Annotated in this window: 20 protein-coding genes; 9 read left to right on the top strand and 11 right to left on the bottom strand. The window is 43.9% G+C overall.

All coding sequences use genetic code 11. From position 1 onward, the window contains the following. On the bottom strand, positions 1-735 hold a 735-nt coding region (locus QZY09_RS02075), incomplete at its 3' end, for a TonB-dependent receptor plug domain-containing protein (protein WP_295667533.1). A 212-nt stretch (positions 736-947) separates the two neighbouring features. Between QZY09_RS02075 and QZY09_RS02070 the strand changes: the two genes are divergently transcribed. Both QZY09_RS02070 and QZY09_RS02065 read left to right on the top strand, forming a co-directional pair. Further along, complete coding sequence (locus tag QZY09_RS02070) at positions 948-2,852, top strand: gliding motility-associated C-terminal domain-containing protein (RefSeq protein ID WP_295667531.1); 1,905 nt, start codon at positions 948-950, stop codon at positions 2,850-2,852. 128 nt (positions 2,853-2,980) lie between these two features. Next, the gene (locus tag QZY09_RS02065) at positions 2,981-4,948 is read left to right on the top strand and encodes a gliding motility-associated C-terminal domain-containing protein (protein ID WP_295667529.1); all 1,968 of its coding nucleotides are present in this window, start codon (positions 2,981-2,983) and stop codon (positions 4,946-4,948) included. Between the two features lie 33 nt (positions 4,949-4,981). Here QZY09_RS02065 and QZY09_RS02060 read toward each other — a convergent pair whose 3' ends face one another. Beyond that, positions 4,982-6,253, bottom strand: coding sequence for a hypothetical protein (locus QZY09_RS02060; RefSeq protein WP_295667526.1), 1,272 nt, complete (start codon positions 6,251-6,253; stop codon positions 4,982-4,984). A gap of 63 nt (positions 6,254-6,316) precedes the next feature. Then, positions 6,317-7,093 (bottom strand): hypothetical protein, encoded by a 777-nt coding sequence (locus tag QZY09_RS02055; protein ID WP_295667524.1) that lies wholly within the window; start codon positions 7,091-7,093, stop codon positions 6,317-6,319. Between the two features lie 114 nt (positions 7,094-7,207). Between QZY09_RS02055 and QZY09_RS02050 the strand changes: the two genes are divergently transcribed. Beyond that, positions 7,208-7,897 (top strand): VIT1/CCC1 transporter family protein, encoded by a 690-nt coding sequence (locus tag QZY09_RS02050; protein WP_295667522.1) that lies wholly within the window; start codon positions 7,208-7,210, stop codon positions 7,895-7,897. A 189-nt stretch (positions 7,898-8,086) separates the two neighbouring features. Here QZY09_RS02050 and QZY09_RS02045 read toward each other — a convergent pair whose 3' ends face one another. Next, positions 8,087-8,608, bottom strand: coding sequence for an NADPH-dependent FMN reductase (locus QZY09_RS02045; RefSeq protein WP_295667520.1), 522 nt, complete (start codon positions 8,606-8,608; stop codon positions 8,087-8,089). A gap of 383 nt (positions 8,609-8,991) precedes the next feature. Between QZY09_RS02045 and QZY09_RS02040 the strand changes: the two genes are divergently transcribed. The 6 genes from QZY09_RS02040 to lepB (QZY09_RS02015) all read left to right on the top strand — a co-directional run bounded on the left by QZY09_RS02040 (position 8,992) and on the right by lepB (QZY09_RS02015) (position 15,371). Then, positions 8,992-9,795 (top strand): AAA family ATPase, encoded by an 804-nt coding sequence (locus QZY09_RS02040; protein ID WP_295667519.1) that lies wholly within the window; start codon positions 8,992-8,994, stop codon positions 9,793-9,795. A gap of 3 nt (positions 9,796-9,798) precedes the next feature. Next, entirely contained in the window at positions 9,799-10,701 is a 903-nt protein-coding gene (locus tag QZY09_RS02035) for a ParB/RepB/Spo0J family partition protein (protein ID WP_295667518.1), read from the top strand. A gap of 41 nt (positions 10,702-10,742) precedes the next feature. Next, positions 10,743-11,429 carry a DUF5683 domain-containing protein gene (locus QZY09_RS02030; RefSeq protein WP_295667517.1) on the top strand — a complete coding sequence of 229 codons (687 nt, stop codon included), beginning with the start codon at positions 10,743-10,745 and terminating at the stop codon, positions 11,427-11,429. Between the two features lie 56 nt (positions 11,430-11,485). Next, positions 11,486-12,232: a 4-hydroxy-tetrahydrodipicolinate reductase gene (dapB, locus tag QZY09_RS02025; RefSeq protein ID WP_295667516.1), complete on the top strand. Its 747-nt coding sequence runs from the start codon at positions 11,486-11,488 to the stop codon at positions 12,230-12,232. Positions 12,233-12,367: 135 nt separating this feature from the next. Then, positions 12,368-13,510: a signal peptidase I gene (lepB, locus tag QZY09_RS02020; protein WP_295667515.1), complete on the top strand. Its 1,143-nt coding sequence runs from the start codon at positions 12,368-12,370 to the stop codon at positions 13,508-13,510. Between the two features lie 379 nt (positions 13,511-13,889). After that, a complete protein-coding gene (gene lepB / locus QZY09_RS02015; RefSeq protein WP_295667514.1) occupies positions 13,890-15,371 on the top strand; it encodes a signal peptidase I in 1,482 nt (493 codons plus the stop codon). Between the two features lie 128 nt (positions 15,372-15,499). Here lepB (QZY09_RS02015) and QZY09_RS02010 read toward each other — a convergent pair whose 3' ends face one another. From QZY09_RS02010 to rpmG, 7 genes are all read right to left on the bottom strand, one after another. Continuing rightward, positions 15,500-16,576 carry an Ldh family oxidoreductase gene (locus tag QZY09_RS02010; protein WP_295667513.1) on the bottom strand — a complete coding sequence of 359 codons (1,077 nt, stop codon included), beginning with the start codon at positions 16,574-16,576 and terminating at the stop codon, positions 15,500-15,502. Between the two features lie 65 nt (positions 16,577-16,641). Further along, entirely contained in the window at positions 16,642-17,178 is a 537-nt protein-coding gene (locus tag QZY09_RS02005) for an alpha/beta hydrolase (RefSeq protein WP_295667512.1), read from the bottom strand. Positions 17,179-17,351: 173 nt separating this feature from the next. After that, positions 17,352-18,941, bottom strand: a complete 1,590-nt coding sequence (gene bshC, locus QZY09_RS02000; RefSeq protein ID WP_295667511.1) for a bacillithiol biosynthesis cysteine-adding enzyme BshC — start codon at positions 18,939-18,941, stop codon at positions 17,352-17,354. A 127-nt stretch (positions 18,942-19,068) separates the two neighbouring features. Next, positions 19,069-20,403, bottom strand: a complete 1,335-nt coding sequence (gene rimO, locus QZY09_RS01995; RefSeq protein WP_295667509.1) for a 30S ribosomal protein S12 methylthiotransferase RimO — start codon at positions 20,401-20,403, stop codon at positions 19,069-19,071. Between the two features lie 112 nt (positions 20,404-20,515). Further along, entirely contained in the window at positions 20,516-21,481 is a 966-nt protein-coding gene (ftsY, locus tag QZY09_RS01990; protein WP_295667507.1) for a signal recognition particle-docking protein FtsY, read from the bottom strand. Between the two features lie 170 nt (positions 21,482-21,651). Beyond that, positions 21,652-21,813, bottom strand: a complete 162-nt coding sequence (locus QZY09_RS01985; RefSeq protein ID WP_096355824.1) for a DUF4295 domain-containing protein — start codon at positions 21,811-21,813, stop codon at positions 21,652-21,654. Positions 21,814-21,898: 85 nt separating this feature from the next. Beyond that, positions 21,899-22,081, bottom strand: coding sequence for a 50S ribosomal protein L33 (rpmG, locus tag QZY09_RS01980; RefSeq protein WP_067063463.1), 183 nt, complete (start codon positions 22,079-22,081; stop codon positions 21,899-21,901). Between the last annotated feature and the right edge of the window lie 117 nt (positions 22,082-22,198).

The raw sequence follows: 22,198 nt of genomic DNA, 5'->3' as shown, positions 1-22,198 counted from the left end.
CAGATCCGAATAAAAGCCAAGGAGCCTGAACTGGTCGTTTTTGTTATAGGTCCAGCTGTTAACCGCCTGGATATAGTGCCGCTGCATATAACTGTGCTGCCGGTAGCCCCCATAGCTCTCATAAGCCTGGTTTAAATTCAGCTGGGAATTACCCGATTTATTTTGCAATGCGGTGTTCTCATGCAAAAGGCCATATGATCCGCCATTCAATCCTGCCGAAAGATAATTGCCATCCGCATGATGATTAACCGGGCTCAGCAAAACTACCCCGCCTGAGTTGGCGCCAAACAGGCTTCCGTCCGGGCCTTTTAACACCTCCATGCTATGGATGCTGTTAAAATCAATGGCGTTAAGGTAGGTATTGCCACCGGCATCAGTAAGGGGGATATCGTCATAGTAGATCTTTACATCGCGCACCCCGAATGGCGAACGCAATAAACTGCCCCTGATGGATAAACGGTAACTGCCTGGCGAACGTTCTTCGGCCCGAACCCCTGGCTGGCTATTCAGCACCGAAATAAATGAATTATCAGGCTGTACATTTAACTGTTGTTGGCTGATCAAACTTACCGAAGCAGGAACAGTTAATACTGGCTGCTCAGACAGGTAGGCCTTTATGGTTACCGCCTTCAAATTCCTCGAAGTATCGTTTTTTGCAGTATCCTTTTTGGTTTGGCCGGCAACGCTGGTAGCGACAACAAAAATTAAAAATAAGGAAGTGTATATTTTTACCATAGATTAATATGAAGGGAGCAAAAATAACTTTTTAATCATATAAAAGTAATTGAAAGAAAGCATTTTAATTGTAACCGAACTGATACGTTTTATTCAAAAAAATGAGTCTTAACACAGGTTAAAAGTGCTATTTTTGAAATATTACTATATGAGGTAGTTACTCCCTGATGCGACCAATTACTTTTAGGATACTTTTAATTATAATTTCGGTATTGCTTTCCTTTCATACTTATGGCCAAACTTGCACCGGCAGTTTAGGTGATCCGGTAATTAACGAGACTTTTGGAGCAGGATCAAATCCGGGCCCGGCGCTATCGGGCCAGCAAACCAACATGACTTATTTAAATGCTGGCTGCCCCAATGATGGATCTTATACCATTGCAAACAGCTCTGGGAATTGCTTTGGAAATGCATGGCATTTATTAACCCAGGACCATACGGGAAATCCAAATGGCTACATGATGATCATTAACGCATCTGTTGCTCCGAGTATTTTTTTTACCCAGCAAACTAATGTGGGCGAGCTATGCCCCAATACCACCTATGAATTTGCAGCATATATTGCCAACATATGCCTTCCTTCAACATGCGGGGGCAAGTCGATACCACCCAATATTACCTTTACTATTGAAACAACCGACGGAACGCTTTTAAGTCCGCCGTACAATACAGGTGATATTCAAACAAGCAGTACGGTTCAATGGGTCAGGTACCATACGTTTTTTACTACCCCCGCTAATGGTACCCAGGCCGTTGTTGTTAAAATGAGTAACAATGCACCGGGTGGCTGCGGTAATGATTTTGCGCTGGATGACATTACTTTTCGAGCCTGTGGGCCGGTAATTGAGGCAGGTTTCGGTTCAAACCTGGGGCCGGCTACTGAAACACTGTGCCAGGGAGCCTCGGCCGATTACACTTTGAATACTTCAGTTGTTGGTAATAATACCAGTTTTTTTCAATGGCAAATAAATACAAACGGCGCAGGCTGGACAGATATGCCGGGGAATACCGCGGATGTGCTACATATTTTATTCAATAATGCAATACCGGGTATTTATCAATACAGGGTGGGTATCGCCAATGGTTCAGACATTACATCCGAACATTGCCGGGTGTATTGTTCCCCTTTAACGGTTACCGTAAACCCCTATCCTGTTGTTCCGCCAATAGCTAACCAAACCGTGTGCGAAACGTATCCGGTCACTTTAACGGCATCAGGCGGGGCATCCTATACCTGGACGGGGCCAGGTATCCAGCCAACGTCGCAAAACCCGCTGGTTATCAATAGTGCAACCCCTGCAAATACGGGAACATATACGGTGGTTGCTATGTCAGACAAAGGATGCAGTGCGCCGCCAGTGCAAACATACGTAAATGTAATACCCAAAATAGTGCCTGGTGTTAGCCCTGATGTAACCATTTGCGCCGGTGAAACCACCCAGCTTTCCTCATCGGGCGGCAAATATTATAAATGGGCGCCTTCTACAGGACTTGATCATCCGGATTCGCCAAATCCGGTAGCATCACCCCTGCAAACAACCACCTATACGGTTCATATAAGTAATGATGGTTGTGCCGACAGCTCCAAAACGGTAACCGTAACCGTGAATCAAAACCCGGTGGCAAATGCCGGGAGTAACAAAGCGATATTTGAGGGGCAGTCGGTTAAATTAGTTGGTGTTATAAAAGGAGATAATATTACCGGCTTTTTCTGGTCGCCGTCAACGTTTCTTGATGACCCCAAATCATTAACTCCCGTTGCTACCCCAACAGATGATATTACCTATACATTAAACCTCACGTCCTTGTCCTGCGGTACCTCAAGCAGTAATGTCTTTATCAGGGTGTATAAAAAAATAACTATCCCCAATGCCTTTTCGCCCAATAACGATGGCACAAATGATTACTGGAATATTGATGCGCTGGTAACTTATCCGGATTGTTCGCTTGTTGTTTATAACCGCTACGGCCAGCAGGTTTACCAAAGCACGGGCTATTCCAAACCATGGGATGGTACCTATAACGGTTCGTTGTTACCTCCCGGCACCTACTATTACATCCTCGACCTGAAAAATAATACCCCCAAAATCTCCGGATGGGTGGTTGTCGTGCGGTAAAGTCTAGTTTCGCCGGAACAAATTCAAACAAATTGATACAATATGCCGCCGCATGATAAATCAACCGGTTAATTAATTATTTTTGAATTCCAGCTGTTCATAGCTTTAAAACCAATGCGGCCAATTTTGTGAAACTATTTTTACTGTTTATATTCATCGCATTTACATTACGGGTAAATGCCCAAAGTGAAACCTGTACCGGCAGTTTAGGCGACCCGGTTATTAACCAGGATTTTGGCTCAGGGTTAAACCCCGGCAACCAATTGCCGTCCGGTATTACGGACATGACTTTTACCGTAAATAACTGCCCGCCGGATGGCTCCTACACCATTGCAAGCAGCCTTACCAGCGCCAACAATACGCATCCATACACCTGGTATAATGTACCGCATGACCATACCTGGTATACCAATGGCAACAAGTCCGACGGATACATGATGATCGTTAACGCATCTTACGCACCCAGTATCTTTTTTACGCAAACAGCCAACGGGCTTTGCCCTAATACCAAATATTTTTTCTCGGCCTATATCCTTAATTTAATGATCCCGGGCCCTATTACGGCCAGTTATAACCATCCTGATATCACCTTTTCCATTGAAACTACTGACGGGGTGGTGCAGAAAACCATCAATACCGGGCCCATTCCTGCCAGCGGTCAAAATGTTGGCTCAACAAACTGGGTCCAGTACGGCGCATTTGTTACTACGCCTGCTAATGCTACTTCTCTGGTGGTTAGGATGGTGAATAATGCACCCGGCGGCAACGGGAACGATTTTGTGCTGGATGATATTACTTTTCGTGCCTGCGGCCCGATCATCCTTTCAGGCATCGGCGCGGTAACGGGCGGCAGCACTACGGCCATTTGCCAGGGCACCAAAATAAAGTATGATTTGCAAGCTTCGGTTATAGGTGACAATAGCCCGGTTTACCAGTGGCAAACAAGTTATAATAACGGGAACTGGAGCGATGTAACCGGTAGCATTTCGGATGCCCTGACAGTAAATTTTACCGGCGCCGAGCTGCCTGGCACCTACCAATACCGGATGGGCGTAGCAAACGGCTCACTGATAACCGACGCCGGTTGCAGGGTATATTCAACACCGGTATCCGTTACGATAAACCCGATGCCGGTTGTCCAGCCAATACCCGATCAAACGGTGTGCGAGACTTACCCGCTCACACTGACGGCATCAGGGGGTGCCTCTTATACCTGGACCGGCCCCAATATGCAGCCAACTTCGCAAAATCCGCTGGTGATCAACAATATCACCCCCGCAAATGCCGGTACCTATACGGTAGTGGCCATGTCAGACAAAGGTTGTCCCGCACCGCCCGTACATACCAACGTTACCGTAATACCCAAAATAGTGCCTTTAATAAGTCCGGATGTAAGCATTTGCGCCGGAGAGACCACGCAGCTATCCTCATCGGGCGGCAAGTATTATAAATGGAAACCCTCAGCAGGGCTGGACCATGACGATACACCTAATCCTGTGGCATCTCCGCTGCAAACAACTAACTATACGGTGCATATCAGCAACGGCGGCTGCGCCGATAGCACCAAAACAGTAACGGTAAGTGTAAACCAGAACCCGGTGGCAAACGCAGGCAATGATATTGTGCTCTTTGAAGGGCAATCGGCTAAATTAAACGGGGAAGTAAAAGGTGATAACATCACTAGCTTTACCTGGAGCCCGGCTACCTTTTTAAGTGACCCTAATTCACTGAACCCAGTAGCATCTCCGACAGACAATATTACCTATACGCTTACCGCTGTATCCTTAACATGCGGCAGTTCAACCAGCAAGGTTTTTGTACGGGTGTACAAAAAGATTGAAATACCCAACACTTTCTCGCCCAACAATGACGGTATAAATGATTATTGGAACATCGGCGGCCTGGTAACCTATCCGCAAAGCGCCCTCCAGGTTTACAACCGTTACGGGCAGCTGGTATACCAAAGTACCGGCTATGCAAAACCCTGGGATGGTTCAGTCAATAGCACACCGCTGCCGGCAGGCACGTACTATTACATCATCGACCTGAAAAACAACACCCAAAAGCTTTCCGGCTGGGTATTGATAGTGAGGTAAAAGCACCTCAAACCTTTAGTACTAAAAGGGCATCTATTTGCCAAAAAAATAACTGACACCAACCTGTTTGAGTACATTGTTTAAACCGAAATACCCGCCTTTTGTAGCCGCTGTTGATGTATAATAATTGAAATATATTTCCCAGTTCCTTTGTATCCTGAATCCGGCTTTAAAAAGAAAAGCATTATTAAGGGTATTAAAGTAAAAGGGCTCCTGCGGAAAGCCAGGATCGGGCGATGATGTATTTTGACTTTGAAAATAAGGCTTACTGAAGTTAAAATAGGTTAGCGCAAAACCTACTCCAAGATAAAATTTAAAGTTTGGCGCATTGTAAAAATTATACAGAGCCTGCGGCGTTAAAAAAACGCCCAGCTGGTTATAGGATGCTTTCGCGTCGACATAAGGGCTAACCCTTAGTTTATACAGGGCATTAAATTGCGAAGGGTTAACAGAAAGATCAACCCTAAACTCGGCCCTTCCATTTGCATCGGGGACAAAATCCAACCCAAAGGCCACCGCCGGTTGATACGAATTGTATGGAATGCCACCGGCAATAGAGTAGGAAGACTGTGGCGACGACGTGGTATTTGACATGCTTAGGGCGGCGCTCATATAAAACGCCACCTTTCCATGATCGGTATATTTTTTTTCAAAATCATATTTTGATACCTGGTTTATCCGGCTTACAATAGTCAGCAAGTCACCTTTTTCATAATTTGCCGTTTGCAAACGGGCAGTTGTTTTATCGTCCAGCGTGTTGTATTTGTTTGCCAGTGCAAATAATTGTTTCTGGTAGGTGTTTTCATTCACCGTTCTGCCGCCGGGGTTAGCCATATCATAATAGATACGGTATACCAGTTCGGCGGGTGTAAAATCTGGCGTTTCACCGATGTAAAAGCGCGTTTTTAGTCCGTCAGTATAGGAATAAAGCGCTATGTTTTTGCCTTGCTGCAATACCCTTAAAAAAACTGTTGCAACTTTAACGCTGGTGTCACGCCCTTCGCCCAGGTGCAGCGTATTGGTAATATCGGTAGTTATGGAGCACGTGTACTTTTTATAGGCTGCCAGCCCTGTTATACTAAAAAAATTAATGTCATTTAAAGTGTAGGTTTTTCGCTCTTTGTCACCGGGTGATGTTTTAAACGAGATTTCTTCAGGGTTCGAGTCCCAGTCCTGGTAATCAATAAATCCGTGCAGCGTATCGCCTTTTGCGACAACAACAAAGCCTGGTTTATAATTGCTTTGTGCGGCCGAAAAAAATGGCAATAAAATAAAAATCAATACCAAGTTGTTTAGGTGTTTCATTTTGGGGGAGTATAAGGTGGTATGTGTAAATTTGTGATAAAATATAAAGGTGAGCTGCGCAGGCTAACGACTATTATGTACGGCAAGGTCATGAACGAACCAGATAATAACTGCTATTCCACCGGCAATGGCAATTGCCTTTAAAAAGCCGCTTGGTTTACGGGGATTATTTTTGGATTGATCGGCTGCCGAAATACTATTAATTAAACCGGCGGTATTTTGCAGGGCAGCCTCTTTATAATCGGTTGCCTGTATTTGCTTTTTTAAAGCCGGATTCATTACACCGGCTTTAACAGCCTGGTTATAGAGTTGCGATTTAAAAATATTTTCGTACGATGTTCTGTCCCAGCCGTTTTCCTCAATACTGTTGTAATAAATCCTGTACACCAGTTCAGCCGGCTTTTCCGCATAGTTTCCGGCAACAAAAAACCGGGTCTTCAGGTTGTCGGCATACGAAAACAACAACAGGTTTTTACCTTCCTGCAATACCTTTAAAAATATCTTATCCATACGGTAGCTCGAATCGCGCCCTATAGCAAGGCGGGTAATATCGGTGATATCCGTTGAAACAGGCCCGGCATAGGCTACGAATTTGGCCAAATGGCCCACCGCAGCGCTGAAAAACCTGATACTATCTGGCGTTAGCGCCACTGCAGTTCCTGCTGTGCTGGTTTTAAAGAATATTTTATCCGGGTTATTGTCCCACTCCGTATACTGGATATATCCGCGAACGGTATCTCCTTTTAAATTGACAATCACGCCTGGCTGGTAATTACCCTGCGCGTGCAAAAAACAGGGGATAGTTAAAAAGATCAATGACAGGTTTAATAAAAGGCGCATTAATTTAGGTGGTTATGGTGTAAAGGTAATTTTTTATTACGGTTCAAATTATCAAGACTAAAAATAAATTGATATTTCAACTCAAAAACTATTTTAATACTGCTACTTTTAGCCATGCATCATGAACAACATTTAAAAAGCTCAGACACTATCCGCGATATTGTAATCGGCATGTCCGACGGGTTAACTGTCCCTTTTGCACTGGCAGCAGGGCTGAGCGGCGCCGTAAATTCATCAGGAATTGTTATCACCGCAGGTATTGCCGAAATTGTAGCCGGGTCTATCGCAATGGGCCTGGGTGGCTTTTTAGCGGGCCGCACCGAAGCCGATCATTATCATTCGGAATTAAAGCGCGAATATGATGAAGTGGAGCGCGTCCCTGAACAGGAAAAAGCGGAGGTTAAAGAAGTATTTGCTGATTTTGGATTGTCGCCGGCGTTACAGGACCAGATTGCCGATGAAATGGCAAAAGATAAAGACAAATGGGTTGATTTTATGATGCGCTATGAACTAGGTTTGGAAAAACCCGAAGCAAACCGGGCATCGCAAAGTGCCATAACCATAGGTATATCCTATATCGTAGGGGGCATAATCCCGCTGTCACCCTACTTTTTTGTGAGCGAATCGCAAAAAGCGTTATACTATTCGTGCGCCATCACTATGGTATGTTTGTTTGTTTTTGGCTATTTTAAGAGCAAAGTAACCGGACAACCGGTATTGGCCGGGGCTTTAAAAGTTTTAATTATAGGCGCAATAGCCGCCGCCGCCGCTTTTATAATGGCAAAATTGATAAACGGGAAGTAGGGATTGGAGATTAGAGGTTAGTTAATTAGAGATTAGTTTGTGACAGCGGCTAGACATTGGCTATTAGAGATGAGCATGCGTTAATGGCTGGTTAATTAGATAGGGCAAAAAAGAAATCAAGCTAACACGCAATTAATCGGTGAAATCAATCTACAATCGGTGTAATCCCAAAAATCAAATCGGTGTAATCTAATAGGCAATAAATTTATCCATCTGCTCGTCGGTAAACTGAAGGGTGTCTGTTTTAAACAGGTTATAATTTTCATCAAATTCCTGTTTGATGGCGGAGATGTGAATTTTTAAGGGCATCACATGGATATTTAAATAGTGGCACACCCCTGTAAAATGATCGATGCCCCTGATATTACCGTACTTACCTGAAGAAAGGCCTGTTAACGCGGCTTTTTTATCGTAAAAACTTTGCGGGAAGTCGCAGGCATCAATAAATGTTTTTAAAACCCCGGGGAAGCTTCCGTTGTATTCGGGGATGACAAATAAAAACTTTTGGGTATTGGTAACTATTTCCTGGATGGCGGCAAATGCTGCACTTCGTTTTCCGTACAGATCGGTTTCGATAATATTGGCGGGCAGTTGATCCATTGATAAAATCCCGGCCTCCACGCCCTTTTCGCGAAGTCTTTTTTGATAATATTTAGCCAGTTTAAGTGTTGAACTCCCGGGACGGTTAGTGGCGGATATAATAGTAACCATTTGTTAATTAGTGAATTAGATAATTATTTTAATTAGTGAATTGGTGATTTAGCGAATTAGTGAATTAAAACCAGTCGCGCTAATTAACAACGAACAAATTAAAGCAATAAGTTGCTAATTCATTACTTCTTTACAAATCACTAAATCACAAATTCAGTAATTCGCCAATTATTTCCCCAATCACTAATTCACTAAATCACCAATTCACTAATTATTACCTAATTCAATAATTGATTTTGTTTGTAAATAAGCAAAACCTGTGGATTTCTGAATTATTTAAATCCGTATCTTTATCGCGGATAAAATACGATACCGAGGAAGAACCACTCATTCGAATTTTCGTTCACCAGGGAACCTTTTTATAAAAATTGTTTAAATATAAAATGAGTAAAATTATTGCTTTAGCCAACCAAAAAGGGGGTGTTGGAAAAACTACTTCGTCGATAAACCTGGCTGCAAGTTTGGCCGTGTTAGAATATAAAACGCTATTGGTTGATGCTGATCCACAGGCCAATTCAACCTCAGGTATTGGCTTCGATCCGCGCAATATAAAGGATAGTATTTACGAGTGTATCATCAATAATATTGATCCGCGTGATGCTATTCAAAAAACGGAAACACCTAATCTTGACCTGTTGCCCGCTCATATTGATTTAGTTGGTGCCGAGATAGAAATGATCAACCTGGTAGACCGTGAATATAAAATGAAAGCCGTATTGGACGTTGTTAAGGACAATTACGATTTCATTATTATTGATTGTTCGCCATCACTGGGTTTGATCACCATCAACGCATTAACTGCTGCCGATTCGGTTATTATTCCCGTACAGTGCGAGTATTTTGCATTGGAGGGATTAGGCAAATTGCTTAATACCATCAAGATCGTTCAGTCCCGCCTGAATACTAACCTGCAAATTGAAGGCATCCTGCTTACCATGTATGATGTGAGGCTCCGGCTGTCAAACCAGGTGGTTGAAGAGGTACGTACCCATTTTGAAGATATGGTATTTGATACCATTATACAGCGGAACACCCGCTTAAGCGAGGCGCCAAGTTTTGGCATATCTGTAATTATGCACGATGCAACCAGCAAAGGCGCCATCAATTACTTAAACCTTGCCCGCGAAATTATCCGTAAAAACGGATTGGTAAAAGCTGAACCCGAAGTTAACATAGAAACAGTGTAAATAATGAGTACAGAGAAAAGAAACGCTTTGGGAAGAGGGTTAAGCGCGCTGCTGAATGATTCTGAAAATGTACAACAAAATAAAAGTCATGTTTCAAACGCACATGAGGTAAATAACCCGGGGTCGGTAAATGAGATAAAATTAGCTGAAATTGAAACCAACCCTTTTCAGCCACGTACTGATTTTGATCAACAGGCTTTGGCCGAACTGGCCGACTCGATAAAACTGCAGGGCCTGATACAACCCATTACCGTTAGACGCATGAGTGCGCACAGTTATCAGCTCATATCAGGCGAGCGCCGGTTCAGGGCATCAAAACTTGCCGGTTTAACCCAGGTTCCTGCTTATATCCGCACGGCCAACGACCAGCAAATGCTGGAAATGGCGCTGATTGAAAATATTCAGCGGGAGAACCTGAATGCGATAGAGGTAGCGCTCAGCTTTCAGCGGATGATTGAGGAATGTAACCTTAAGCAGGAGGAATTGGGTGATCGCGTAAGCAAAAACAGGTCGACCGTAACCAATTACCTGCGCTTGTTAAGATTGCCTCCCGCCGTACAGGCGTCGGTACGCGACGGTCAGATCAGCATGGGCCATGCAAAAGCCTTGTTAACGCTTGAAGACCCTACCCAACAAATATTTTACCACCAGCATATTATTAAGCAGGGCTTGTCCGTTCGTAGTACAGAAGATCTGGTGCGGAATGCGCAACGGTCGCCTGTTAAAAAGGAAGATAAAAAGCCCGAGCCTGTTTCCTTCCAGGTCCAAAAGATACAGGACGACCTGGCATCGAAGTTTAGCACACGTGTTAAGCTAAAGGTGAGCAGCCAGGGAAAAGGGACCATTGAGATCCCCTTTTTATCGCAGGAAGACCTTGGCCGTATCCTCGAAATTATGGATTGGTAATATGCCTATCGCATTTAGCGAATGGTTTTTTAATGTAAAACATGCTTAAACATTTGTCAGTTTTTTGTTTTTTAGTGTTGTTCTCTTTTAGCGCAATCGCCCAAAAACCAGATACCATATCAAAATCCGCCAAAACCGGCAGTAGGGATACCTTAATTTCAACCCGGAAAGACACGATAGCCGAAAAGGAGCATGTCCCTAAAATAAAAAAAGAAAAAGATTTTCACCCGGATAGCACCCATAGCCCGCACCTTGCAGTAATGCATTCCCTGATGTTACCGGGATGGGGGCAGGTGTATAATCACCAATGGTGGAAAGTACCGCTTGTTTATGCCGGATTGGGCCTGTTGGTGGATGCGATCGTTTTTAATAACACCAACTATAACGAATTTTTAGCCTTATCAAAATACAGGGAATTCGGCACCACACCACAGCCGGCTGATAAATATTATGGGCAGGCCATTTTATATTCGCAGGTATCCAGCCAGGCGCTGTACGATGCAACGGATGGCTACCGCCGTAACCGCGACCTTTGTATTTTAGGTTTTGTAGGAGCATGGGCGATTAATGCAATTGATGCCTATATCGATGCCAAATTTATTCACAGCTTTACAGTAGACAATAACCTGTCAATGCAGGTAAGGCCGACCGTTATTAACCAAACCATGTTCGCCCAAAATTTATCAGGTTCAAATATTCCGGGTTTAAAAGTTACCTTTACATTTTAATAAAGTCATTACAAGGAATTTGAATTCCTTTGCCGGCCATAAAGTATTTATTGAGAATGAAGATAGCATTATTAGGGTACGGAAAAATGGGCAAGATCATTGAAAAAATTGCCACCGACCGTAAACACGAGATCGTATTAAAAATCGATTACAATAACCTGGACGAACTAACTACCGAAAACCTGGCAAAAGCGGATGTCGCCATAGAGTTCAGCACTCCCGGAACCGTTCTTGGCAATATCAAACAGTGTTTTAATGCCGGTGTTCCTGTTGTGGTAGGTACAACAGGCTGGTACAATCAAATGCCACAGGTAAAACAAATATGCGAAGACGGCGACCATACACTGCTGTATGCTTCCAATTTCAGCATCGGGGTAAATGTATTTTTCCATGTAAATAAGGTGTTGGCAAAACTGATGAACAATTATCCTTATTACGATGTACAGGTGGAAGAAATACACCATGTGCAAAAACTGGATTCGCCCAGCGGAACAGGGATCACTATTGCTGAAGGTATAATTGAAAACCTGGACCGTAAAAAAGAATGGGTAAACGTACTTACCACTGATGGCGAAGAAACTGCAGACGATAATATTGCCGCTGATCAGTTGCTGATAGAGTCTTTCAGGATCGATAGCGTACCGGGCACCCATACCGTGCTTTATGATTCGGAAGTTGACACGATTGAATTTAAGCACACGGCGCATAACCGCAACGGCTTTGCATTAGGCGCGGTAATGGCTGCAGAATGGATAAGTGATAAAAAAGGCTTTCATTCAATAGAAGACATGTTTAATTTTTAGAATCAAGAGCCGGGAATCAAGAACAAAGACAAAAAAGAAACGGATATTATATATAAAACCTATAAATTCCTGCCTTGATTCTTGACTCCAGGTTCTCAACTCTTAATTCTCATAAATAATCCCCAATATTGTAAAATGAACTGGAAATTCTGGAACAAGAAAAATACGCCAAAAAACACAAATAAGAAGAAGAAAAGCGCTACCCGCGAGTGGGTTGACGCGATAGTTTTTGCAGTAATAGCAGCTACGCTGATCCGTACTTTTTTTATTGAGGCCTATGTTATCCCTACCCCTTCAATGGAAAGGTCGCTTTTGGTTGGCGATTTTTTATTTGTAAGCAAAGTTAATTATGGCGCACGCACGCCCATGACACCAATCGCGTTCCCATTTGCTCATCACACGCTGCCATTAACCGGCACCAAAGCATACTGGGATGGATGGGAACTTTCCTATCACCGACTGCCAGGCTTTAGCAGTGTAAAACCGGGCGACGTGGTGGTATTTAATTACCCCGCCGACACCATCAACAACCGGCCCGTGGATAAACGCGAAAACTATATTAAACGCTGCCAGGGCATTTCAGGCGATACCGTTAGTGTTGTTGACGGACAAGTTTATGTAAACCGCAAGGCTGCTCCAAACCCGCCGGGAGAACAGATGGAATATACTTTTCGGACTGTCGGAGAAGATTTGAACCCACAGATTGAGAACGACCTAAATATTACGTTATATGAAGGGCATTCGGCCAAAGCAATGACCCAGGCGTCAGCTAATATTTTGAAAAGTTACTCCAATGTGAAAGACTTTGCGCCGATTATCTCGCAAAAGGGGATTTCGGACCCTCAAAATCCTGTTTTTCCCAAAAGTAGCACCAGCATCATCGATGTAAAACTCACCCAAAATCTACCCGATTATCACTGGAGCGTAGATAACTACGGACCCATCATCATACCCAAAAAAGGATGGACAGTAAAACTGGACAGCTTGACTTTCCCGATCTATGAGCGTGCTATTAAGGTTTATGAAAACAATAAACTGGAAGTTAAAGGGACCGATATTTACATCAACGGTGTAAAAACCGATAGCTATACCTTTAAAATGAACTACTACTGGATGATGGGCGACAACCGCCACGATTCAGAAGATTCACGTTACTGGGGCTTCGTTCCGGAGGACCATATTGTTGGCAAGGCATTGTTTGTGTGGATGAGCTGGGATGAGAATGCTTCGTTCTTTCATAAAATCCGCTGGAGCAGGTTGTTTATGGGGATTCATTGATTTCGGAATTTCGATTTCGGATTTATTGGGGGTGATTGAATGAGTTGATTGCGAAATTCGGAATGTTGATTGCGGAATTATTTACGATCAGGTTAATTAAGGCAATCAAAAAAAATACAGGAGGCTCCGATGGAGCCTTTTTTAATTTTTAAAATTAACTATAAACGGGCGGCTCAACATGGAGCCGCTAACACCTTTCCAATCCCTATCGTTCAAATTCTTTTTACGCCGTAGGAGTACCCTGTTTATAGAAATCAATTAAATATCATTTGGTTCCATAAGAACCCCCTTTGACGAATTTGATTGATACCAAAAAGATTGAATGCGCTAAAAATATTCCATTATCTTTAAACATTTACAAACCCAATCAACTAACAAAATGGAACTTGGCAGCTACATCGGCGTACTCCTATTTGCCTCCCCAATTTTTCTGCTTGCTCTTGCCGGGTATTGGAAATTATTTCAAAAAGCTGGTCGTAAAGGGTGGGAAGCGCTGATCCCTTTTTATTCAGACTACGTGATGCTAAAGATAAGCGGGCGGCCTGCATGGTGGATGATCTGGCTGTTTCTGCCATTGGCCAGCACGATTGTCGGCGCAGGTATCCTGGTTGATTTTATCAAATCCTACGGAAAGTTTACTGCAAAGGACCGCGCAAAAGCGATTATCCTTGGTTTTATTTATTTGCCCAAATGGGGTTTCGAAAATAAAACGGCCTACCTTGGCCCCTCAGCATCGCCAGGCTTCAGGAACGAGTACCCTAAAAGCAGGGCCGTATCTTCTGTTATCGCCTGGGGGCAAGCAATATTTTTCGCCGTTTTCACCGCGTTGATCATTCGTACTTTTTTTATCGAGGCCTATGTGATCCCAACGCCTTCGATGGAAAGAACACTTTTGGTGGGCGATAATATTTTTGTCAGCAAGTTAAACTATGGGGCAAGGGTCCCGATGACCCCTCTCAGCTTTCCTTTTGCCAATCATACCCTGCCAAATACCAATCTAAAATCTTATTGGGATGGCTGGGAATTGCCTTATTTCCGCCTGCCTGGCTTTAGCAGTATTAAACGCGGCGAAGTAATTGTTTTTAATTATCCGCAGGATACGATGGATAACCGCCCGATAGACAAAAAAGAATTTTATATCAAACGTTGTGCGGGAATTGAGGGGGATACGGTTAGCCAGGTTGATGAGCAGGTATTTATAAATGGTAAATTACTGCCTGCAGCGCCAGGTGAGCAGCAAGAATACCAATACGAAACTGCCACCGGCGTTGATGTTAACCCGCAATTGTTAACCCAACTGAATATCACTCAATTACACGGAGAAGGTTCATTGCCCTTAACGATGACCAAAGAATCGGCTGACAGGTTAAAGCGAGACACCCACGTTAAATTTTTAAATCCTATTTTTTTTCTAAAAGGTGTTTCTGATACAGCAAGTCCTGTTTTTCCGCACATGTTCCCGATGCATGTGTTGCTGACCAAAACGATCCCCGATTACCATTGGAACGTGGACAATTTTGGACCCATCATCATCCCGAAAAAAGGCTGGACCGTAAAACTGGACAGTATGACCTTCCCGCTTTATGAGCGGGCGATTGAAGTTTACGAGCACAACAAGCTGGAAGTTAAGGGGGCCGATATTTTCATCAACGGCAAAAAGACAAATTCCTACACCTTTAAAATGGACTATTACTGGGTTTTAGGCGATAATCGCCATGACTCTGAAGATTCACGTTACTGGGGTTTTGTACCGGAGGACCATATCTCCGGCAAAGCCGTATTTATCTGGATGAGCTGGGATAGCGATGCGCCTTTGCTCAAAAAAATAAGATGGGAGAGGATACTCGGGGGGATCAAGTGATTTGTTTGAAAAAAAAGCAATGTCGAATAATGAATTTTGAATATCGAACACCGAAGTTTCTTATTTCATTATTCGATATTCAGCATTCAGTGTTCGATATTAATCCTTTGCAGATTTAAATTCCCCCTTTAGGGGGTTAGGGGGCTGTCGAACTTTACAGCTAAACCAATTAGATCATTCCATACGGCGTCCACGATCGGGATGCCATTTTTTGTTCTGTCAGCCTCCGCCTCCAGTTCCGGTTCACCGGGAATGATCACATTTTGATTTGGGTCGACAGTTGAGGCCGATTTAAACCGGGAGATCCAGTTATCCATATTCGCTTTAAATTCATCTATCGGGCGGAAACCATCTACCCGCATAGCACCTACAAAATGGCCAATACCCAAGCCCACCGGATCGTTTGGTGGTTCAAGGAAAGACACAAAGGGCGGCACCCATGGCCCGTAATTGGCGCCGGACAATACTGCGGAAAGAATATCGACGGTAGCACTTAAGCCAAAGCCTTTATGACTGCCGTGTTCGCGGTCGCTGCCGAGGGGCAATAAGGAACCGCCGCTTTTTAAGGCATACGGATCGGTCGTAAAATTGCCATCGGCATCCTGGATCCATCCTTCCGGGACCTGCTTGCCTGATCGCTGGGCGATCTCCAGCTTGCCATTAGCCGCAGCAGAGGTCGCCATATCTACCACTACCGGGGGATAATTTCCTGCCGGGAAAGCGTAACAAATGGGGTTGGTGCCTAATAAACGTTCGTTTGAAAAAGTTGGTGCTACCAATGGGCTGGCGTTGGTCATTGCGAAGCCGATCATCTCTTTTTCAACGGCCATTAGTGAATGATACCCTGCTATACCAAAATGATTGGAATTACGAACCGATACCCAACCCGAGCCATATTTTTCGGCTTTTTCAATAGCGAGGCGCATCGCGAATGGCGCAACCACTAATCCCAGCCCGGCATCGCCGTCAACCGTGGCCGTAGTAGGTGTTTGGTGTACGATGGTGATATTGGGCCGGGTATTGATGCGTTTCTTCTCCCACAGCCGCACATAGCCCACCAGGCGGGCAACGCCGTGCGAATCGATACCGCGCAGGTCGGCTTTTATCAATACATCAGCACAAAGTGCAGCATGTTCATCGCTGCAGCCCATGGCAAGAAAAATATTTTGGGTAAATGAACGCAGTGCAGATTCAGAGATAAGCATATGCCCCAAACTTACGAAGTTTCTAAAACTTCGTAAGTTTTATCGGAGAAGTTTTATCCCTGGATTTAATTATCTAACCGTTTTAACAATTCAAGCCCAAAATCCCACTCCCCATAACCTGATGACACGTTGATATGCCCGGCTGAACCAACATTTATAAATTCACTTCCCCAGCTATCCGCAAATTGTTTCGCACTTTCAGTAGTCACATAAAAATCATTGTTACTTGCAACAACAATTGACGGGAAAGGCAATTTAAAAAGCGGTACCGGCGAAAAGCCGCTGGCTTCGGGCGGGAAAGTTTCTGCTTCGGAGTCGGCCGGCGCGACCAATAAAGCACCTTTTATTTTTACATTGAATTTTTTCGCCCAGTAGGCAATGGTTACGCAGGCAAGGCTATGGCCAACCAGTATTATATCAGCCGTATCGTGCGCTTTTACGGCATCGTTGATACCTTCGATCCAATCACTGCAAGCAGGCGTATCCCAATCATTTTGTTCAACACGGGTAAAGTTGTACCGTTTTTCCCAAATGGATTGCCAGTGCTGCGGCCCTGAACCGCCCAGGCCGGGGATGGTGAGGATGGTGGAGTTGAAGTGCATAAATATTAATAATAACGTGTTAGCGATTGAAAATCTGATACTAAAAGTATCAACTAATTGAAAATATGAGCGTTATAATAACTCCCCCCTCGAGAGGGGAATCGCACGGGCCCGGCTTTAAAACCCACCTTCTTCTATATTTTTAATTGCTAAATACGTTAATAATAGTGTTTTTATTCCGTCAGCACCGTAAACTTAAAATCCAGCGGCTCAAAATTGCGAATGAGTTCATCTATAAAGGTTTGCCCCCATTTCACATAAAACAGGCCAAAGTTTTCATTGCGTTCCTGCAGGCTGGCGTGAGGGAAAAGATCGGCTTTGATCTGTTCTACTTGTTGCAGCCGGGTATGGTAATTTATTTTTTCAGCTTTTACGAGTTTCTTTTCCAGGCTATCCATAGCGTGTTTCAGCCGGGCCTGTACCGCAGCCGTGGAATTTGCAAGGGTAGGATCGATCTTGTGTGCGCGGAGTTTAATTTTCTCAAAAATGCAGGATAACTCGCGCCATTCTTCGGTTAAATTTAAAGTATGTTCGCTGTGTTTTTTTACCCAATTGTTTTTGATAAGATCCGAGGTTTTAAACAATTCTGCCGGCGCAAGATCCATGCGGGCTATTTTCGCGGCTGTTTCCTTTGCAATTACGAGGCCCGAGTTACGTAATATCAATATAGGGAAATCAACTTTATAATGCTCAAAATTCGATTTTAGCTCCAGCCAGTAAACCACTTCGGCCCCGCCGCCAACATAAGCGATATTAGGTAAAATACATTCCTGGTATAAAGGGCGCATCACCACGTTAGGGCTAAACCTTTCGGGGAATTCGCTGATCTCCTGTTTTAATTCCGCTTCTGTAAAACTGATCTCAGTGTTCAATACGTTGTACCGTTCGTTTTCAAAAACCAGCCTTTCGCGCAAGCCTTCCTGCAAATAAAAAAAGTTGATCTCGCGGGGGTTTACCTGTACATGCACACCCAAATGGTGCAGCTTTTCATTGGTGGTACTGATATATTTGAAGCTGTTTTGTTCGATAATATCCTGCTCCATGATAGGCGCAAACTGTTGCTTGAAACGGTGATCATCGGCGTCGATAATTACCAGGCCGTATTGGCCAAACAGGGCATTTACCAAATAGCGGGTGGCATCGGCCAGTTTATCAAAACCCGCATAGGCATGTTCCACTATATCCGCCAGTTCATTGGCGTGATGATCGATCCCTAACGCGCCTTTATATTGGTTAAGCGCCTGCCGCATGGTATCAGGGTTAATGCGGCCGGTTGCACCGGAGGCCTCGTACCACCAATGTACCTTTTTACCGCCGATATGGGTATAATTGATCTCCGCAAAATCATGGTCTTCGGAAGCCATCCAGTACACCGGCACAAAGTTCTTATCCGGGAAATTTTCTTTCAGCTGTCGCGATAATTTGATGGCCGTGACAATTTTATAGATGAAATATAATGGACCTGCAAAAATATTGAGCTGGTGCCCTGTAGTGATAGTGAAGGTATCTGCCGATTTCAGCAGGGAAATATTATCCAGCACCTCAACAGGGTATTTATCCTGGTGCTGGTATTGTCCCAAAAGGATATCATGCAATAACTGACGGTCGGCAACAACTGTTTTGTTTTTCAGCAGCGCTGCAAAGCCTGTCAAATCGGGCCGGTAACTATAAAATGAACGTAATTCCGGAAGGTCTTCCAGGTAATCAATAACCGTTTGCGAAAAATAACCGGTGTCTTTATAGTTTATACAGCTTGAGTCCATTTTTTGATTTCGGAGTTCGGATGTTCGAATTCGGATTAAATCCATCTTTATTCGAAAACACATCCATGCAAAGCCCGAATTTAGATTTTTAAAATGCTAAAACAGAAACCAGGCAGCTAAAAATGGTTTATTTTACAATATGTCCATAAAGGTCGAAGTCCTCGGCGGTGTCGATCTTTACGTTTACAAAGCTGCCGATGGTAGCATAATCAACTTTAGCGTCAATCAAAACCTCGTTATCTACCTCAGGCGAATCATACTCCGTACGGCCCACAAAATAGTTGCCATCCTTTTTATCCACCAAAACTTTATAGGTATTGCCTATTTTCTCCTGGTTTTTATCGAATGAAATACCCTGCTGGATTTCCATAATGGCATCAGCACGCTGCTGTTTCACTTCATCCGGTACGTCATCAACCAATGCATAAGCATGCGTTTTTTCTTCGTGCGAATAAGTAAAGCAACCCAGTCGGTCAAATTGGGTTTCTTCCACCCATTGCTGCATTTCCTCAAAATCTTGCTCTGTTTCGCCGGGATAGCCGGTGATCAGCGTAGTGCGCATAGCAATGCCGGGCACTTTATCGCGGATCTCGTTTACCAGGTCGATGGTTTTTTGTTTGGTGATGCCGCGGCGCATGGATTTCAGCATTGTATCGCTGATGTGTTGTAATGGCATATCCATGTATTTACAGATATTCTCCCGCTCGTTCATCACATCTAAAATCTCCATCGGGAAACCAGATGGGTAAGCATATTGCAGCCTGATCCACTCGATACCATTTACATCCGATAGTTTGCGCAGCAATTCATCCAGGTTGCGTTTACCATACAGGTCGAGGCCGTAATAGGTAAGGTCCTGGGCTATTAATATCAGCTCTTTGGTGCCGTTCTTTGCCAGATTTTGGGCATCCTTCACCAATTGGTCAATCGGCTGGCTCAAATGCTTACCGCGCATCAGCGGGATGGCGCAAAATGAACAGGGACGATTGCAGCCTTCGGCTATTTTAAAGTAGGCAAAATGTTTGGGTGTAGTTAAAAGGCGTTCGCCTATCAGCTCATGCTTATAATCGGCGCCAACAGAAGTTAACAGGTTTTGCAGGTCGTTGGTACCAAACCAGCCATCAATATTGGTGATCTCGGCTTCCAGTTCGGGCTTATAGCGTTCGGACAGGCAGCCGGTAACAATTACTTTCCCTACTTTGCCCTGGTCTTTTAACTCGCTGTATTGTAATATGGTGTCGATAGATTCCTGTTTGGCGTTATCAATAAACCCGCAGGTATTGATCACAATGATATCATCACTGCCGGCTTTATCCGATTCGTGCACCACATCAAAATGGTTGCCCTTCAACTGGCCCATCAGGATCTCGGAGTCGTATATATTTTTTGAGCAGCCTAAAGTAACCACGTTGATACGGGGCTTACTTTTTATTACTGGTTCGATGATTGTTTTAGTCCTCATAATTCTAATTTGTCATTGCGAGGAGGAACGACGAAGCAACCTCGTCGCCATCCACAACCGTCAACTGTCAGCGACGAGGTTGCCACGCTTCGCTCGCAATGACAGAAGTTTGTTATTGTTTAAAAAGCGAATCCACAAATGCCTGCCTGTCAAATAACTGCAGATCATTCATACCCTCACCTACCCCGATATATTTTACAGGAATTTTAAACTGATCAGAGATCCCTATCACTACACCACCTTTTGCCGTACCGTCAAGTTTGGTTAAAGCCAGCGCATTTACGGCAGTAGCTTCGGTAAATTGTTTGCATTGTTCAATAGCGTTTTGGCCGGTTGATGCATCCAACACCAGCAAGATTTCATGCGGGGCACCAGGGACAACCTTTTGCATCACATTTTTGATCTTGGTGAGCTCGTTCATCAGGCCCACTTTATTGTGTAAACGACCGGCAGTATCTATGATCGCCACATCATCGCCATTTGCTACCGCCGAGCGCAAGGTATCATAAGCGACAGAGGCCGGATCGGAACCCATATCCTGCGCCACCACCTTTACGCCAACACGTTCGCCCCAAAGCTGGATCTGTGAAACAGCTGCCGCGCGGAACGTATCTGCAGCGCCCAGTACAACCTTATTGCCGGCCTGCTTTAATTTATGCGCCAGCTTGCCAATGGTAGTAGTTTTACCCACGCCATTTACGCCGACCACCATAATTACATAAGGCTTATGGCTACCGTATTCAAAGCTCTGGAAATCGTTGCTGTTATTTTCGGCCAGTAACTGCTGAATTTCATCCTTCAGCAATTTGTTCAGCTCACCGGTGCTTACATATTTATCGCGCAATACGCGGGCCTGGATACGCTCAATAATCTTGAGGGTGGTTTTAACGCCTACATCCGAAGTTACCAGCACTTCTTCCAGTTCGTCCAGTACCTCGTCGTCTACGGTAGATTTACCGGCGATAACTTTAGTGATCTTTGAAAAAAAGTTATCCTTGGTTTTTTCCAAACCGGTATCCAGCGCCTCCTGTTCCTGCGGCGTGCTTTCCTTTTTTTTGAAAAAATCGAATAATCCCATGTTTTTAATGTGCAGATATGCGGATGTGCAAATGTGCAGATTTTAAATGGGCAGATTAATGGATGTATCGTTTTTATTCATTTGCACATCCGCACATTTGCATATCTGCACATAAAAAAAGCCTTCTCGTAAAACAAGATGGCTTTTATATTTTGATCAAATTTACCGGATTATAATTTCCCGGCAATCGCGTCTTTCACAAAATCGTTTGCAACGATCTGCTCTTTGAACGAGTAAGCACCTGTACGTGGTGATTTCACCATGGTGATTACTTTTGAATAATCTTTGCCTTTACCTGCTACTTTCAGTGTTGCAACTACTTTCTTTGCCATGTCTTTTTAATTATTGAATGACTGATTTAGTGAATGAGTGATTGTAATGTTAACTTAATCAACCTATCCAACTTGATCAACCAAATTATTTTATTTCCTTATGAACTGTTACTTTACGCAAAACCGGGTTGAATTTTTTCATTTCAAGCCTTTCGGTTGTGTTTTTCTTGTTCTTGGTGGTAATATAGCGGGACATACCAGGCATGCCGCTTGTTTTATGCTCGGTGCATTCTAAAATTACCTGAACCCTGTTGCCTTTCTTAGCCATCTTTTTATTTATTGAGTTAGTGAATTAGTGTTTGGTGATTTTTTTGAACTTATTCAACCCAATCAACCATTCAACTTAATCAACTACTATATATAACCTTTTTTTACAAATTTATTG

Origin of the sequence: uncultured Mucilaginibacter sp., assembly GCF_903913935.1 — a bacterium.
Lineage (GTDB): Bacteria > Bacteroidota > Bacteroidia > Sphingobacteriales > Sphingobacteriaceae > Mucilaginibacter.
The sequence above is the reverse complement of the archived record's forward strand: the minus strand, read 5'-3'. Positions and strand labels throughout refer to the sequence as shown.

What these genes read in the sequence shown, in the direction of transcription:
- QZY09_RS02060 (WP_295667526.1), bottom strand. Translation starts at nt 6,253, where the DNA reads ATGAAACACCTAAACAACTTGGTATTGATTTTTATTTTATTGCCATTT.
- QZY09_RS02055 (WP_295667524.1), bottom strand. Translation starts at nt 7,093, where the DNA reads ATGCGCCTTTTATTAAACCTGTCATTGATCTTTTTAACTATCCCCTGT.
- QZY09_RS02050 (WP_295667522.1), top strand. Translation starts at nt 7,208, where the DNA reads ATGCATCATGAACAACATTTAAAAAGCTCAGACACTATCCGCGATATT.
- QZY09_RS02045 (WP_295667520.1), bottom strand. Translation starts at nt 8,608, where the DNA reads ATGGTTACTATTATATCCGCCACTAACCGTCCCGGGAGTTCAACACTT.
- QZY09_RS02040 (WP_295667519.1), top strand. Translation starts at nt 8,992, where the DNA reads ATGAGTAAAATTATTGCTTTAGCCAACCAAAAAGGGGGTGTTGGAAAA.
- QZY09_RS02035 (WP_295667518.1), top strand. Translation starts at nt 9,799, where the DNA reads ATGAGTACAGAGAAAAGAAACGCTTTGGGAAGAGGGTTAAGCGCGCTG.
- QZY09_RS02030 (WP_295667517.1), top strand. Translation starts at nt 10,743, where the DNA reads ATGCTTAAACATTTGTCAGTTTTTTGTTTTTTAGTGTTGTTCTCTTTT.
- dapB (WP_295667516.1), top strand. Translation starts at nt 11,486, where the DNA reads ATGAAGATAGCATTATTAGGGTACGGAAAAATGGGCAAGATCATTGAA.
- lepB (WP_295667515.1), top strand. Translation starts at nt 12,368, where the DNA reads ATGAACTGGAAATTCTGGAACAAGAAAAATACGCCAAAAAACACAAAT.
- lepB (WP_295667514.1), top strand. Translation starts at nt 13,890, where the DNA reads ATGGAACTTGGCAGCTACATCGGCGTACTCCTATTTGCCTCCCCAATT.
- QZY09_RS02010 (WP_295667513.1), bottom strand. Translation starts at nt 16,576, where the DNA reads ATGCTTATCTCTGAATCTGCACTGCGTTCATTTACCCAAAATATTTTT.
- QZY09_RS02005 (WP_295667512.1), bottom strand. Translation starts at nt 17,178, where the DNA reads ATGCACTTCAACTCCACCATCCTCACCATCCCCGGCCTGGGCGGTTCA.
- bshC (WP_295667511.1), bottom strand. Translation starts at nt 18,941, where the DNA reads ATGGACTCAAGCTGTATAAACTATAAAGACACCGGTTATTTTTCGCAA.
- rimO (WP_295667509.1), bottom strand. Translation starts at nt 20,403, where the DNA reads ATGAGGACTAAAACAATCATCGAACCAGTAATAAAAAGTAAGCCCCGT.
- ftsY (WP_295667507.1), bottom strand. Translation starts at nt 21,481, where the DNA reads ATGGGATTATTCGATTTTTTCAAAAAAAAGGAAAGCACGCCGCAGGAA.
- QZY09_RS01985 (WP_096355824.1), bottom strand. Translation starts at nt 21,813, where the DNA reads ATGGCAAAGAAAGTAGTTGCAACACTGAAAGTAGCAGGTAAAGGCAAA.
- rpmG (WP_067063463.1), bottom strand. Translation starts at nt 22,081, where the DNA reads ATGGCTAAGAAAGGCAACAGGGTTCAGGTAATTTTAGAATGCACCGAG.